16 protein-coding genes are annotated in these 14,852 nt (G+C 65.6%); 9 read left to right on the forward strand and 7 right to left on the reverse strand.

What is annotated here, in order from left to right:
* Positions 1-11: 11 nt before the first annotated feature.
* Positions 12-1,265 carry a sarcosine oxidase subunit beta gene (locus E6C48_RS09525; protein ID WP_136356456.1) on the reverse strand — a complete coding sequence of 418 codons (1,254 nt, stop codon included), beginning with the start codon at positions 1,263-1,265 and terminating at the stop codon, positions 12-14.
* A gap of 213 nt (positions 1,266-1,478) precedes the next feature.
* Here E6C48_RS09525 and E6C48_RS09530 point away from each other — a divergent pair, with 213 nt between their 5' ends.
* The 7 genes from E6C48_RS09530 to E6C48_RS09560 all read left to right on the forward strand — a co-directional run bounded on the left by E6C48_RS09530 (position 1,479) and on the right by E6C48_RS09560 (position 8,068).
* Complete coding sequence (locus tag E6C48_RS09530; RefSeq protein ID WP_136356576.1) at positions 1,479-2,237, forward strand: SDR family oxidoreductase; 759 nt, start codon at positions 1,479-1,481, stop codon at positions 2,235-2,237.
* Positions 2,238-2,323: 86 nt separating this feature from the next.
* Entirely contained in the window at positions 2,324-3,832 is a 1,509-nt protein-coding gene (locus tag E6C48_RS09535; protein WP_136356458.1) for an ATP-binding protein, read from the forward strand.
* Between the two features lie 147 nt (positions 3,833-3,979).
* Entirely contained in the window at positions 3,980-4,240 is a 261-nt protein-coding gene (rpsU, locus tag E6C48_RS09540; protein WP_136356460.1) for a 30S ribosomal protein S21, read from the forward strand.
* 156 nt (positions 4,241-4,396) lie between these two features.
* Positions 4,397-5,236: a tetratricopeptide repeat protein gene (locus tag E6C48_RS09545; RefSeq protein ID WP_136356462.1), complete on the forward strand. Its 840-nt coding sequence runs from the start codon at positions 4,397-4,399 to the stop codon at positions 5,234-5,236.
* A gap of 168 nt (positions 5,237-5,404) precedes the next feature.
* A complete protein-coding gene (locus E6C48_RS09550) occupies positions 5,405-5,890 on the forward strand; it encodes a DUF992 domain-containing protein (RefSeq protein ID WP_136356464.1) in 486 nt (161 codons plus the stop codon).
* A gap of 141 nt (positions 5,891-6,031) precedes the next feature.
* On the forward strand, positions 6,032-6,466 hold the full coding sequence (locus tag E6C48_RS09555) for a DUF992 domain-containing protein (protein ID WP_136356578.1): 435 nt from the start codon (positions 6,032-6,034) through the stop codon (positions 6,464-6,466).
* A gap of 123 nt (positions 6,467-6,589) precedes the next feature.
* Positions 6,590-8,068 carry an MFS transporter gene (locus tag E6C48_RS09560; RefSeq protein WP_136356466.1) on the forward strand — a complete coding sequence of 493 codons (1,479 nt, stop codon included), beginning with the start codon at positions 6,590-6,592 and terminating at the stop codon, positions 8,066-8,068.
* On the opposite strand, the gene E6C48_RS09565 is transcribed toward E6C48_RS09560, so the two are convergent.
* The 6 genes from E6C48_RS09565 to ubiE all read right to left on the reverse strand — a co-directional run bounded on the left by E6C48_RS09565 (position 8,055) and on the right by ubiE (position 12,954).
* Complete coding sequence (locus E6C48_RS09565) at positions 8,055-8,528, reverse strand: YciE/YciF ferroxidase family protein (RefSeq protein ID WP_136356580.1); 474 nt, start codon at positions 8,526-8,528, stop codon at positions 8,055-8,057. The genes E6C48_RS09560 and E6C48_RS09565 overlap by 14 nt on opposite strands.
* Positions 8,528-9,826 (reverse strand): bifunctional phosphopantothenoylcysteine decarboxylase/phosphopantothenate--cysteine ligase CoaBC, encoded by a 1,299-nt coding sequence (gene coaBC, locus E6C48_RS09570; RefSeq protein WP_136356468.1) that lies wholly within the window; start codon positions 9,824-9,826, stop codon positions 8,528-8,530. Before coaBC ends, E6C48_RS09565 begins: the two co-directional genes overlap by 1 nt.
* Positions 9,827-9,843: 17 nt before the next feature.
* A complete protein-coding gene (locus E6C48_RS09575) occupies positions 9,844-10,245 on the reverse strand; it encodes a type II toxin-antitoxin system VapC family toxin (protein WP_206086456.1) in 402 nt (133 codons plus the stop codon).
* Positions 10,242-10,502, reverse strand: coding sequence for a FitA-like ribbon-helix-helix domain-containing protein (locus E6C48_RS09580; protein WP_136356470.1), 261 nt, complete (start codon positions 10,500-10,502; stop codon positions 10,242-10,244). Before E6C48_RS09580 ends, E6C48_RS09575 begins: the two co-directional genes overlap by 4 nt.
* A gap of 72 nt (positions 10,503-10,574) precedes the next feature.
* Positions 10,575-12,149, reverse strand: coding sequence for a 2-polyprenylphenol 6-hydroxylase (gene ubiB / locus E6C48_RS09585; RefSeq protein WP_136356472.1), 1,575 nt, complete (start codon positions 12,147-12,149; stop codon positions 10,575-10,577).
* A 28-nt stretch (positions 12,150-12,177) separates the two neighbouring features.
* Positions 12,178-12,954, reverse strand: a complete 777-nt coding sequence (gene ubiE, locus E6C48_RS09590) for a bifunctional demethylmenaquinone methyltransferase/2-methoxy-6-polyprenyl-1,4-benzoquinol methylase UbiE (protein ID WP_136356474.1) — start codon at positions 12,952-12,954, stop codon at positions 12,178-12,180.
* A gap of 102 nt (positions 12,955-13,056) precedes the next feature.
* On the opposite strand from ubiE, the gene E6C48_RS09595 reads away from it, so the two are divergent.
* Together E6C48_RS09595 and upp are read left to right on the forward strand one after the other, a co-directional pair.
* On the forward strand, positions 13,057-14,022 hold the full coding sequence (locus E6C48_RS09595; RefSeq protein WP_136356476.1) for an adenosine deaminase: 966 nt from the start codon (positions 13,057-13,059) through the stop codon (positions 14,020-14,022).
* A 158-nt stretch (positions 14,023-14,180) separates the two neighbouring features.
* The gene (gene upp, locus E6C48_RS09600; protein ID WP_136356478.1) at positions 14,181-14,810 is read left to right on the forward strand and encodes a uracil phosphoribosyltransferase; all 630 of its coding nucleotides are present in this window, start codon (positions 14,181-14,183) and stop codon (positions 14,808-14,810) included.
* The last annotated feature ends 42 nt before the right edge of the window (positions 14,811-14,852 follow it).

Raw genomic sequence — 14,852 nt, forward strand, 5'->3', positions numbered from 1 at the left:
CCTCGCCTTTCTCAGTGCGCCACGGCGGCGGCGGCCGCCTCGTCGATCAGCCGGCCGGTGCGGAAGCGTTCCAGCGTGAACGGCGCGTTGATCGGGTGCGGCTCGTCGCGGGCGATGGTGTGGGCGAAGACGTTGGCCGAGCCTGGCGTCGCCTTGAAGCCGCCGGTGCCCCAGCCGCAATTGACGTAGAGCCCCTTCACCGGCGTCTTGGCCAGGATCGGCGAGCGGTCCGGCGTCACGTCAACGATGCCGCCCCACGAGCGCAGCATCTTCATGCGCGTGAACATCGGGAACATCTCGCAGATGGCATCCAGCGTGTGTTCGAGGATATGGAGTCCACCCGTTTGTGAATAGGAAATATACTGGTCGGTGCCGGCGCCGATCACCAGTTCGCCCTTGTCGGACTGGGAGATGTAGGCGTGCACGGTGTTCGACATCACCACGCACGGCACCACCGGCTTGACCGGCTCCGACACCAGCGCCTGCAAGGGGTAGCTTTCCAGCGGCATCCTGACGCCCGCCATGTCCATGATGACGGAGGTGTTGCCGGCCGCCACCACGCCGACCTTCTTGGCACCGATGAAGCCCTTGGTCGTCTCGACGCCCGTTACCGCGCCGCTGGCGTCGCGCCGAACGGCCGTGACCTCGCAGTTCTGGATGATGTCGACGCCGCGCGCATTGGCCGCGCGCGCATAGCCCCAGGCAACCGCGTCGTGACGCGCCGTGCCTCCGCGCCGCTGCAAGGCAGCGCCCATCACCGGATAGCGCGCGTTCTTCGAGATGTTCAGCGGCGGGCAGAATTCCTTCGCCTGTTCCGGCGTCAGCCACTCGTTGTCGACGCCGTTCAGCCGGTTGGCGTGGATATGACGCTTGAACACCTGCACGTCATGGACGTTGTGCGCCAGCATCATGACGCCGCGCGGCGAATACATGACGTTATAGTTGAGGTCCTGGCTGAGCCCGTCCCACAGCTTGACCGCATGGTCGTAGATGCCGGCCGATTCGTCGTAGAGGTAGTTGGAGCGGATGATGGTGGTGTTGCGGCCGGTGTTGCCACCGCCGAGCCAGCCCTTCTCCACCACCGCGACGTTGGTGATGCCGTGCTCCTTGGCCAGATAGTAGGCCGTCCCCAGCCCATGCCCGCCGGCGCCGACGATGACGACGTCGTATTCCTTCTTCGGCTCGGGCGAGCGCCATTGCTCCTCCCAGCCCTTGTGGCCGCGCATGGCCTCGCGGGCGATGGCGAATACCGAATATTTCTTCACGTTGTGGCCTCGAATGACTACCGGCGCGAGGTGTATCACTATCGAAACGCCATCTCCATCCTTGCGCTGTTTGCGACGGCGATTGCCGCTTTGTGCGGGCGGCGTCGCGTGTACCGTCCATTCGCTTCGCAAGTATCGGGTGGAGAGGAGAGGGCTCGATCTGCCACCTGTGGGTCACGCTGGAAACAGCACCTCCCACAAGAAGGAAGCACGATGTTCACTCTCATCAACAAGGTTGCAATCGTCACAGGCGCGAGTTCCGGCATCGGCCGCGCCACGGCCAGGCTGTTCGCCGAACAGGGCGCAAAGGTCGTGGTTGCCGCGAGGCGGCAAGCCGAACTCGATGAATTGGTGGACGAAATCGCCTCCAATGGAGGCGAAGCCGCTGCACTGGCCGGCGACGTGAAGGACGAGGCCTATGCAAAGGCATTGACGGACATGGCGACCGGCAGGTTCGGCGGGCTGGACATCGCCTTCAACAATGCCGGCATCGTCGGCGCGATGGGGCCGATCTCCGATCTGACACAGGAAGCATGGCACGAGGTTATCGATACCAACCTGACGAGCGCCTTCCTTGCATCCAAATACCAGATCCCCGCCATGCTGGAACGCGGCGGCGGTTCGCTGATCTTCACCTCGAGCTTTGTCGGCCACACCATCGGCATGCCGGGAATGGCCCCTTACGCCGCCAGCAAGGCTGCCCTGATCGGGCTGACGCAGGCATTGGCTGCCGAGTTCGGCCCGAAGGGTATCCGGGTCAACGCGCTGCTGCCGGGTGGCACGGACACACCCGCCGCGACTTTCAAGACACCGGAAGCCCGCACCTTCGTCGAAAGCCTTCACGCGCTGAAACGCGTGGCGCGGCCTGACGAAATTGCCCGCTCGGCGCTGTTTCTGGCTTCCGAGGCGTCGAGTTTCACCACCGGCACGGCCTTGTTCGCCGATGGCGGTGTTTCCATCAATCGGACCTGAGCCTTCAAAATCACGCCTGTGGGTATTGCGTGCGGGCGGTTCGCATCCGACGGACACGATGTTAGAGCGTGTGCCAAGGTGATGCGATGAAAGTGGACATTGACATGGGCGTGGCCGGCCCCGGCAAGCCGGCCGCGCTCGATCTTGAGGAATTGCTGGCGACCCGGTTGCTCGTGCAGGGCAATTCGGGTTCCGGCAAGTCCCACCTCCTGCGCCGCCTGCTGGAGCAGAGTGCGTCTTGGGTGCAGCAATGCGTGATCGACCCGGAAGGCGATTTCGTCACGCTGGCCGATAAATTCGGCCATGTCGTCGTCGACGCCCAGCGCACCGAGGCGGAACTCACCCGCATCGCCGGCCGCATCCGCCAGCACCGCGTTTCCGTCGTGCTCAACCTCGAAGGGTTGGACGTCGAGCAGCAGATGCGCGCCGCCGCGGCTTTTCTGGGCGGGCTTTTCGACGCCGAGCGCGACCATTGGTATCCGATGCTGGTGGTGGTGGACGAGGCGCAGCTTTTCGCCCCCGCCGCCGCCGGCGAAGTGGCCGACGAGGCACGCAAAGTGTCGCTCGGCGCCATGACCAACCTGATGTGCCGCGGCCGCAAGCGCGGACTGGCCGGCGTCATCGCCACGCAGCGCCTCGCCAAGCTGGCCAAGAACGTCGCCGCGGAAGCCTCCAATTTCCTCATGGGCCGCACCTTCCTCGACATCGACATGGCCCGCGCCGCCGATCTTCTGGGCATGGACCGCCGGCAGGCCGAAATGTTCCGTGACCTCGCACGGGGCCATTTCGTCGCCCTTGGCCCTGCCCTGTCGCGCCGGCCGCTGCCGCTCACCATCGGCCCTGTCGAAACGGCGGCGCGCTCCTCCAGCCCGAAGCTGACGCCGCTGCCGGAAGCGCCCGAGGATGCCCGCGACCTGATCTTCACACCCGGCCCGGACGAGGAGATGCTGCGCCCGCCGCGCCGCGTGGCACCACCCCCGCCGATGCCGACGGCGGACCTTCTGGCCCAGCTTTCCAAGCCGAAGCTCGTGCTCGAACCGGCGCCCGAGCCGGTCTTCCCGCTGATCGACGAAGCCGAGCGCGAGGCCGGCATCGATGCGGTGCTCGGTGAAATCCTCGAAGACCCGGACGCCGGCTTTCGCACCGACGCCGTGCTTTACCAGGATTTCCTCGTCCGCTGCCGCATCCGCCGCGTGCCGGGGGAGCCGCTGCACCTGTCGGCCTTCCGCCGCCGGCTGGCTGTGGCGCGTGCCGGCGTCGACGCGCGTGCGGCCGGCGGCGATGCCTGGGCCAAGGCGCTGGAGCTTTCCGAAAGCCTGCCGGACGACCTGCAAGGCATCTTCCTGCTGGTCGCCCGCGCCGCCGTCACGCAAGGCCCCTCGCCTTCCAACGCAGCCCTTGCCCGCGCCTACGGCACCCATTCGGAGCGGCGGGCGCAACGCCTGCTCGACTATTTCGAGGAGCGCGGCCTGCTCGTGGTGCGCACCGATTTTCAGGGCAAGCGTATCCTCGCCTTCCCCGATCTCGGCTGCGAGACGGCGCCCGGCGATCCCAACGCGCCGGAGCCGGCCACCCTCGGCCACGCGGCGGAATAGGGATCGCTTCGCTTTCCTGCAATTGGCCGTGGACAACGCGCCCTGATTCTGCTAAAGCGCGCCACAATTCGCGGTGGAGTCTGCCGCGGAGGCAGATGGGTGTGGCCGTTTGCCTTGTGAATCCGAACCCGAAAGACAGGATCGCCCGTGCAGGTACTCGTCCGCGACAACAATGTTGACCAGGCGCTCCGCGCGCTCAAGAAGAAGATGCAGCGCGAAGGTATCTTCCGCGAGATGAAGATGCGCGGACACTACGAGAAGCCGTCGGAAAAGCGCGCCCGCGAGAAGGCTGAGGCCGTCCGCCGCGCCCGCAAGCTGGCTCGTAAGCGCGCCCAGCGCGAAGGCCTGCTGCCGTCGACGCCGCGCCCGACTCCGGCCGCCGGCGCTCCTGCCCGCGCGCCGCGCTGATAGCGCCTATTTTTCGTCCCTTTCCGGGGATAATCGAGGTGGCGCGATGCGCAATCGCCGCCACCTTTTTCATTTGGTCGATCAGCTATTGTTTGGTGAAATGGCCGTGGCCGGTGAGGGGTCGGCAGGGTCAAGGTAAGTGAGGACAGAGCAGCCATGATTGTTTCGACCGCAGAACGCCGCACGGCCATGCGCGGCTTCGCGCTGACGGCTGCCCTCCTCTCCGGTCTTGCGCTCGCCGCTTGCCAGACCACGCCGGTCGGCCAACTCGCCAACATCGACAAGGCGCAAGGCTCCAGCGAGAACATTTCCTCGCTCAGTTCCGTCATCAACAGCAATCCGCGCGATCCCGAAGCCTACAACGTGCGCGGCTCGGCCTACGGCCGCAGCGGCCAGTACCAGGCGGCGCTGAAGGACTTCAACACCGCCATTCAGCTCAAGCCGGATTTCTACCAGGCCTATTCCAACCGCGCGCTGATCTATCGCTTCCTCGGCGACCAGCAGACGGCACTGGCCGACTACAACCGCGCCGTCCAGATCAATCCCAGCTATGACGCCGCCTATATCGGCCGCGGCAACCTCTACCGGAAGGCCGGCCAGACGCAGCTCGCCTTCAACGATTACCAGAAGGCCATCCAGCTCGACACCACCGATGCGCGCGCCTACAACAATCGCGGCCTGATCTACCAGCAGCAGGGCCAGCACAAGTTCGCCATCGAGGATTTCTCGACCGCCATCTCGCTGGCGCCGGATGCGTCCGAGCCCTACAACGGCCGCGGCCTGTCCTATCTCGCCACCGGCGACGAGCAGAACGCCTTCTCCGACTTCAACATGGCCATCAAGCTGGACAAGAAGAACGCCGAAGCGTGGGCCAACCAGGCGCTGGTCTACGAACGGCGCGGCGACAAGCAGCGGGCGGCGAAGTCCTACCGCGAGGCGATCCACCTCAACCCGAACTACCAGCCAGCCAAGGACGGCCTGGCACGGGTGAGCTGACCCGGCGCAAACCCACGTCCCATTGTCGAAATATCGTGGCCGGCGATTGCCGTGCCACAGTCTTGCCGACAGCCGGCGATACCGATTTTCGTAGCCGGCACGTGCGCCGATACGGAACGGCCGGACGGGTTTGCCCGTTGTCCCGGTTCAGCAGAAGGACTTCCTATCATGAAAAAATTTGCTCTCGCCGCCATCTCCGCCGCGACCTTCCTCGGTCTTGCCGGCTTCACCGCCCAGGCTGAGGCAGGACAGGTCAAGCTCGGCATGTTGCGCTGCTCGGTCGAAGGCGGTGTCGGCTATGTCATCACCTCCAACAAGGGCCTCGATTGCATCTTCCGCTCCTCGCGCGACGGCAGCAGGGAGCGCTACACCGGCGTCGTCACCAAGCTCGGTCTCGATGTCGGCCAAACCAGCCAGGGCGAAATGGTGTGGGCGGTCTTTGCTCCGTCTTACGACTACGAAGACGGCGCGCTGCAAGGCACCTATTACGGCGTCAACGCCGAGGCGAGCGTGGTGACCGGCGGCGGCCTCAACCTCCTCGTCGGCGGCTGGCACAGGTCCATCAACCTCGAGCCGCTGAGCGCGCAGGCGCAGACCGGCCTCAATCTCGCCGTCGCCGTTGCATCCATCGACCTGATCCACTCGCTGAAATAGCGCAGGCGCCTGTCGGCGCCTGTTGCCTCCCGCCCGTTTGCCGCTACCATCGTGGCGGTGCGGCAGGGGGAGGTGTCATTGCGCAGGATCATCGCGGCGGCCGTTCTGGCCGCCACTTCAGTCGCCTTGATATCGGCCTCAATGACGGCTGCCGCACAGGACGGCGGCGTCGAACTCGGCGTGCTCGATTGTGCCATCGAGGGCGGAACCGGTTTCATCTTCGGCTCCACCAAGGACCTTTCCTGTACCTTCAACCCGGCGAGCGCCACCTTCGCGGCGGAAACCTACACCGGCAGCGTCAGCAAATACGGCCTCGATATCGGCATAACCGGCAAGACGGTCATGCAGTGGATCGTGCTGGCGCCGATGGCCAACATCTATGCGCCCGGCGCGCTGGCGGGCGACTATGTCGGCGCCAGCGCCGAGGTGACGGCGGCCGTCGGTGCCGGCGCCAACCTGCTGGTCGGCGGCTCCGGCCACGCCTTCACCTTGCAGCCGCTCAGCCTGCAGGCACAGACCGGCGTCAACATCGCCATCGGCGTCAGCCGCTTCCGGTTGCGCAGCACCGGCGACTAGTCTGCCGGGCTGGCCCAAGCCGTCGCGGCGCCGAGGCCCAAAAACCAGCTTGAGCTCAACCGCGCTTGAGGTTCTACCAAGAATTCCGCAGTCGCCGGCTGGCGCAGAGAGCATGGGAAGACGATGAGCGGTACTTCGCATCGACGCGCCAATACGGCGACTAATACTGTGGATTGGGCTTCCCTCTGGGCAAGCGGCGACCTCGGCCGTTTCTGCTTCGTCAGCCTCGGCATCCTCCTGCACGCCACCAACGAGACGATGGTGGCGACGATCATGCCGGCCATGGTCGGCACGCTTTCGGGCGTGCAACTGGTCGGCTGGTCGCTGGCGATCTACGAGCTCGGCGCCATCGTCGCCGGGGCGGCCGCCGGCCGGCTGGTCAGCTACCTGCCGCTGCGCACCAACATGACGGTGGCCGCCCTGCTCTACGGGCTGGGCGCACTGATCTGCGCCGCTTCGCCCTCGATGCCCGTCTTCCTCGCCGGCCGCCTCGTCGAGGGGCTGGGCGGCGGCGCGCTCGTCTCGCTGGCCTTCGTCTCCGTGCAGCGCCTGTTCGACCGCTCCATCTGGCCGCAGCTTTTCGGCATCCTGTCGGCGGTGTGGGGTGTCGCCGCCTTCGGCGGACCGATGCTGGGCGCCATCATGTCGGAATATCTCACATGGCGCTGGGCCTTCGGCGTCTTCGTCGCCGGCGGTCTCGTCATGGCGCTGGCCAGCCTCACGGTACTCAACACGCCGCAAGGTCGCGCCACCGACGCGCGCGACACCGCTTTGCCGCCCTTCCCGTTCGCCGCGCTGGCCTGTCTCGCAGTTGGCGTCGTGCTGATCGCGGCCGCCGGCATCGACGTCAGGCTTGCGCGCTCTTCGCTGCTGCTCGTCCTCGGCCTCGTCGGGCTGGCGCTGTTCTTCCGCATCGACTCCATGCGGCCGCTGTCCCGGTTGTTTCCTTCGAACCTTTTTTCATGGCGCACGCCGGTCGGGACAGGCATCACCATGGTTGCTGCTTTTTCCGTCGCTACCTGTTCGTTCGGCCTTTACGGCCCGCTGATCCTGACCAGCCTGCACGGCATCCCGATCCTGACGACGGGTTATATCATCGCCGCTGAGTCGATCTCGTGGTCGGTCCTGTCGATCATGGTGGCGGCGGTGACGCCGCAGCGGGAAAGGCTGGTCATCGTCGCAGGCGCCATCATGATCGCCGCCGGTTCGGCCGGCTTCGCCTGGGCCGTGCCGCAAGGCTCCATTCCGCTGATCCTGTTCTGCGCCCTATTGCAGGGCGGCGGCTTCGGCATCACCTGGCCGTTCCTGACGCGCGTCATCGTCGGCGCCGCCCCGCCTGAGGAGCAGACAATCGCGTCGGCCGCCGTGCCGACCATGCAGCGTATCGGCTACGCCGTCGGCGCGGCCCTTGCCGGCATCATCGCCAATGCCAGCGGCTTCTCGTCCGGCCTCAACAGGGACACCGCCGCCGGCGTCGCCCATTTCCTGTTCCTCGCCTTCATTCCGCTGGCACTGCTCGGCGTCGTCGCTGCCCTTTGGATCGCACACGAGCCGGCAAGAGTGCGGCAAACACCGGCTGTCGAACCGGCTACGCCTGATTGACCTCGCTCACGGCGATGTTGGTCAGCTTGTTGTTGGCCGCCTTCTCCTGGTCGAGGATTTCGCTCAGCAACGTGTGCGCCTCCTGATGGCCAAGTTCCTTGGCCCATTCGCGCAGCGACCCGTAGCGCGCGATCTCATAGTGCTCGACCGCCTGGCAGGCCGCCAGCAGGCCGGCGTCGAGCGCGGGGCCCGAGCCTTCTTCCATCAACCCGTCCGCTTCCTTGATCAGCCCCTCGATGGCGTCGCACTTCTCGCCCTTGGCCTTCTTGCCGAGGCTGGAAAAGACTTTGTCGAGCTTGACGATCTGGCCCTTGGTTTCTTTCAGGTGGCCTTCGAGCGCGTCCTTCAGCTTGGCATCCTTGACCGCCTTGGCAACCTTCGGCAACGCCTTGGTGATGGCGTTCTCGGCATAGTAGACGTCCTGCAGCGTATGCTCGAAAATATCGGCCAATGTCTTCATCATCGTTCTCCTCGCCGGAATTGGCGGGGAGGAACGGATCGACCGCCATCCGGTTCCGACCAGACGGCCACCGTCTTCAGCTTTTCGGCGATCAGTGCCGCCAGCCGCGCCGCCACCTCGTCCTTGCCCATTTCGGGCCATTCCTCGATGCCCGATTTCGAGACGATGCGCACGCGGTTGCGGTCGCCGCCCATGACGCCGGCTTCGCCGATGCCGCTGCCCTGCGACACGTCGTTGGCGACGATGAAATCGGCACCCTTCTTCTTCAGCTTGGCCTCGGCATTCTTCAAGATGGACTGCGTCTCGGCCGCGAAGCCGACGACCAGCGCCGGCCGCTTCGCATGATGGCCGACGCCAGCAAGGATGTCCGGGTTCTCCACCATCTGCAGCGCCGGAGGCCCCTCGCCCGCCACCTTCTTGATCTTCTCGCCCGATTCCGCAGCCGTGCGCCAGTCGGCGACGGCGGCGACGAAGACCGCGGCATCGGCCGGCAACAGCGCTTCCACCGCCGCTTGCATCTGCCTTGCCGTCTCGACATGGGTCGTGGCTACGCCAACTGGATCGGCGATCGTCACCGGGCCGGAGACCAGCCGCACATCCGCTCCAAGTTTCGCAAGAGCCGCCGCGATGGCATGGCCCTGCTTGCCGGACGACCGATTGGCGATGTAGCGCACCGGATCGATCGGCTCATGCGTCGGCCCCGAGGTGACGATGATCCTGCGGCCGGCGAGCGGCTTTTCCCCACCGCCCAGCAGCGCCTCGACGGCGGCGACGATCTCCAATGGCTCGGCCATGCGCCCTTCGCCGGCCTCGCCGCGTTCGGCCATCTCGCCTTTGCCCGGCCCGACGAAATGCACGCCGTCCTTCTCCAAGGTGGCGCGGTTGCGCCGCGTCGCCGGATGCGTCCACATCCTCGGATTCATCGCCGGCGCCATCAGCACCGGTTTGTCGGTGGCGAGCAACACCGCCGAAGCAAGATCGTTGGCATGGCCGTTGGCGAGCTTCGCCATCAGGTCGGCGGTGGCGGGTGCTACGACGATCAGGTCGGTATCCCGCGCCAACCTGATGTGGCCGACGTCCTGCTCGTCCTGCCGGTCGAACAGGTCGGTGAAGACATGATCGGCCGTCAGTGCGCCGACCGAAAGCGGCGTGACGAATTGCTGTGCCGCCGCCGTCATCACCGCGCGCACGGACGCCCCGCGCTCGCGCAGCCGTCGGATCAGGTCGAGCGCCTTGTAAGCGGCGATGCCGCCGCCGACGATGAGCAGGATGCGCTTGGCCGTAAGAGTTTCGCCCATGATCGATGCGCCTGCTGTCAGACCGGCCCGAGCGCCGGCACGATGTCGGTATGGATGAAATCGTTGCCCTTGAAAAGCAGCGGCAGGTTCCGCGTCTTGGCAAGCGCATAGGAGAAACAATCACCCAGGTTGAGATTCGCCGGATGCCCGGAGCCTCGACCAAAACGCACATGGGCCGATACGGCCACTTCGGCAAGATCCTGATCGAAGGCGACAATGTCGAATTGCAGACCGGCCGCGAGAGCATGCAGGCGCCTTGCGCCATCGAGGCCGAGCTTGTTCCCGACGACAATACCCGCTTCGACCCAGGTCGGTGCGGAGACAAGAACCGGCTCGACCTGCATTCGACCCGCCAGAGCTTCAGCTTCAGGCTCGGCGGCAAGAAACGCGAACAGCGCGGAGGTATCGACGACGATCACCTCGGCTTGTCGCTTTTATAGAGATAGTCCCAAACCTCGTCCTGAGCCTGCTCGAAATCGAAAGGTCGATCAGGTTTGCGCGAAAGTCGCATGATCTCTTCCAGGGACGCTTTCGGCCGCCGGCCGGGACCGTTGCGGACATCCCGCGCAAGGGCGTCCCTTATTTCCTGCTCCATGGACACGCCATGGCCGGCCGCACGCTCGCGGAGCGCCTGCTTGACGGATTCATCGAGATTTCTGACCGTGACGGTGCTCATGCCGGCCAATATAGGCGATGACAGCATTGCTTTCAATGACAGCATTGCTGTCAGAACTAGTCGGCACTCAGGCTACACCAGCTTCCAGGCGATCCACACCAGCGCTGCCGCGATCACCCACAGCGCCAGCCGGCCTGACCGCGAATGGCGAGCCTCGGCCTTGCCGATCGCCTCGGCGGTCGCGGCGTCGAAGCGCAGGCCGTGCTCGGCCATGGCGTCGACCTCGCGCGACAGCCGCTCGGCACGGGCGGCGAGGTCGGGAGCCTGGCGCGCCAGCGACACCAGCGCGTGCACGCCGTCCCGCGCGTCGGTGAGCAGGCCCTTCGGTCCGAGATTGCCACGGATCCAGTCGCCTACCACCGGCTCGGAGGTCTTCCACATGTTGAAAGCCGGATCGAGCGTGCGCGCAACACCCTCCACCACCACCATGGTCTTTTGCAGCAGGATCAGTTCCGGCCGCGTCTGCATGTCGAACAGTTCGGTCACCTCGAACAGCAGCGTCAAAAGCCGCGCCATCGAGATCGTCTCGGCCGGCTGGCCGTGGATCGGCTCGCCGATGGCGCGGATCGCCTGGGCGAAGGCGGCGACATCGTGCTTAGCCGGCACGTAGCCGGCCTCGAAATGCACCTCGGCGACGCGCAGGTAATCACGCGTGATGAAGCCGTAGAGGATTTCGGCGAGGAACCGCCGCTCCTTCTTGCCCAGTCGCCCGGCAATGCCGAGATCGACCGCGACGATGGTGCCGTCGGCCTCCACGAAAAGGTTGCCGGGATGCATATCGGCATGGAAGAAGCCGTCGCGCAGCGTATGGCGCAGGAAAGACTGGATAAGATTGGCGGCGATCGCTTTGAGGTCGTGCCCAGCCGCAGCAAGAGCGGCGACGTCGTTCATCTTGATGCCGTCGACCCATTCCAGCGTCAGCACGTCGCGGCCGGTTCGCTCCCAGTCGACGGAGGGTACGCGAAAGCCCGGATCGTCTTTCGTATTCTCGCCGAGTTCGGAAAGGGCGGCCCCTTCCAGCCTGAGATCCATTTCCACCTTGGTGGTCTGGGCCAGCGTCTCGGTCACCTCTACCGGCCTCAGCCTGCGCGCCGACGGAATGTACTTTTCCTGCAGGCGTGCGGCGAGGAAGAAGCTTTCGAGGTCGTGCTGGAAACGCCGTCGCACGCCGGGCCGGATGACCTTCACCGCCACTTTTTTCGGCACGCCGTCATAGACGACTTCGGCCGGGTGCACCTGCGCGATCGAGGCGGCCGCCACCGCTTCGCCGAAGCTTGCGTAGAGATCGCCCACCGGCCGGCCGAGCGAGGCCGCCGCCTCGGCGGTCGCCTCCGCCATGGGGAAGGTCGGCATCTTGTCCTGCAACATGGCAAGATCGACGGCGATGTCGTTGCCGACGACGTCCGGCCGGGTCGCCAGGAACTGGCCGAGCTTGACGTAGGACGGGCCGAGCCGTGCCACGGCGCGCGCCAGCCGGTCGCCGCGCCCGTGCCGCAAGGCCCGGCGCCGCGCCAGCAGCCGGGCGACGCGCCAGCCGAATTTCGGCGCGCCGGAAAGCTCGTCACCCGGCAGGGCGGCGACGACGCCCTCGCGCACCAGCACCCAGCCGGCCCGGACGAGCCGGAAAGCAGCGCCGATGGAACTCATGCAGCCATTCCTGCCAGGAGAAGATCCGTCAAAGCTTCCAGCCCGAATGGGCGGCCGCGATGCCGCCGGAGTAGTTGCGGAAGGTGACGCGGCCGAAGCCGGCGCGCTCGATCATGGAAGCGAAATTCTGCTGGTTCGGGAACTTGGCGATCGACTCGACCAGATAGGAATAAGGCTCGCCGTCGCCCGTCACCGCCTTGCCGATCTTCGGGATGGCGTTGAACGACCATGCCTCGTAGGCCTTGTCGAGCAGCGGCATCTCCACATCCGAGAATTCGAGGCACAGGAATCGCCCGCCCACCTTCAGAACGCGAAAAGCTTCCGCCAGCGCCACCTCGATGCGGGGCACGTTGCGGATGCCGAAGGCGATCGTATAGGCGTCGAACGTGCCGTCCTCGAAGGGCAGTTCCTCGGCATTCGCCTCGACGAAATCGACCTGCGCGGCAAGCCCGTTCTTCCCGGCCCTGTCACGCCCGACCGCCAGCATCGAGCCGTTGATGTCGAGCACCGTCGCGTGCGCGTTGTGGCCGCTCGCCTTGACGATGCGGAAGGCGATGTCGCCGGTGCCGCCGGCCACGTCCAGTACCCGCCAGCCCGGACGTTTCGGCGGGTTGAGCCAGGCGACCATGGCGTCCTTCCACAGCCGGTGCATGCCGGCCGACATCAGGTCGTTCATCAGGTCGTAGCGGTCGGCGACCTTGTGGAACACCTCGTTCACCAGCGGCTGCTTCTCGCCCTGGCCGACGGTGCGAAAGCCATAGGAGGTTTCCATGCCGCCTGCGGCGGTGGTGCGTTCGACTGACATAATTTCGATCCGTCACAAAATCGGCGGGACCATAGCCGATCGGAATACCGGGCGCTATTGTTTAAGGCGCGGCGCTCGGCCGCGCGACCACAGGATGCTTGCATGCCTCTGAAAGCCGAGTTGCACTGCCACATCGAAGGGGCGGCGCACCCCGATCTCGTCCTGCGTCAGGCGCGCAAATACGATGCCGATCCAAGCCCCTTCATCCGCGACGGCGCCTTCGTCTGGCACGATTTCACCTCCTTCCTCGCCGCCTACGACTTTTCCGCCGGTCTGTTCCGCTCCGAGGAGGACTATGCGCTGCTGGCCGACCATTACCTGACTAGCCTGGCACGCGACGGCGCCATCTATTCGGAAATCTTCATCTCGCCCGACCACGCCGCCGGCGCAGGCCTGTCGGCCAAGGCCTATACCGACGCGCTCGGCGAAGGGATCGCCCGCGCCACGGCAAGAACCGGCATCGAGGGGCGCATGATCGTCGTCGGCCTGCGCCATGCCGGCGTCGAGGCGGTGGAGAAGGCGGCACGCTTCGCGGCGAGATGCGGCAACGCGCTGGTGACCGGTTTCGGCATGGCCGGCGACGAACGCATCGGCGACCTTGAGGACTACGTGCGTGCCTTCGAGATCGCCCGCGAGGCGGGACTGGGCATCACCGTGCATGCCGGCGAACTGATGGGCTGGGAAAGCGTCGCCGCCGCCCTCGATCACATCCGTCCTTCCCGCATCGGCCACGGCGTGCGCGCCGTCGAGAACCCCGATCTCGTGCGCCGCATCGCTGGCAATGGCGTCATTCTGGAATGCTGCCCCGGCTCCAACGTCGCGCTCGGCGTCTTCCCCGATTTCGCCAACCATCCCTTCCCGGCGCTGAAAAGCGCCGGCTGCAAGGTGACGCTGAATTCCGACGACCCGCCCTATTTCCACACCTCGCTGAAACGCGAATACGAGGTCGGCCGCGATCATTTCGGCATGGACGACAAGGCGCTTACGGCCCTCACCCGCACGGCGATCGAAGCGGCTTTCGTCGACCGGAAGACGAAAGCGGCGCTGCTGGCGCGGCTTGGCCGGTGAATGGTGAATGGTGAATGGTGAATGGTGAATGGTGGGATTGAGCGAGGCTGACGCCTTGTCAATTGTGGACCCAGCGGCGCTGGGGCTCGACAAAGACTCGCCAAACCATTCACCATTCACTATTCACCATTCACCCTTTTTCGTTGCCGGAGCACATCATGCAGGGCGTCACCGTCGTCGATCACCCGCTTGTGCAGCACAAGCTTTCCATCATGCGCAACAAGGACACGTCGACGGCTGGGTTTCGCCGCCTGCTGCGCGAGATTTCCCTGCTGCTCGGCTACGAGGTCACCCGCAACCTCGAATTGACGACGACGAAGATCGAGACGCCGATGGAGGTGATGGACGCGCCGATCCTCGAGGGCAAGAAACTGGTCTTCGCCTCGGTGCTGCGTGCCGGCAACGGCCTGCTTGAAGGCCTGCTCGACCTCGTGCCGGCCGCCCGCGTCGCCCATGTCGGCCTCTACCGCGATCACGAGACGCTGGAGGCGGTGGAATATTTCTTCAAGGCGCCGAGCGACCTCGCCGACCGCCTGGTCATCGTCGTCGACCCGATGCTGGCAACCGCCAATTCGGCCATCGCCGCCATCGACAAGCTGAAGGGCCGGGGCGCGACCAACATCCGCTTCCTGTGCCTGCTGGCCGCACCCGAAGGCATCGAGCGCTTCACCAAGGCGCATCCCGACGTGCCCGTCTTCACCGCTTCGATCGACCGGCAGTTGAACGAGAAGGGCTATATCCTGCCCGGCCTCGGCGACGCCGGCGACCGCATGTACGGCACGAAGTAGCATCCGCAGCGACCGGCATTAAGGTCCGGTTTACCCAACCGC

The sequence above is a fragment of the Ollibium composti genome (genome assembly GCF_004801285.1).
In the GTDB taxonomy this organism is placed as follows: domain Bacteria; phylum Pseudomonadota; class Alphaproteobacteria; order Rhizobiales; family Rhizobiaceae; genus Mesorhizobium; species Mesorhizobium composti.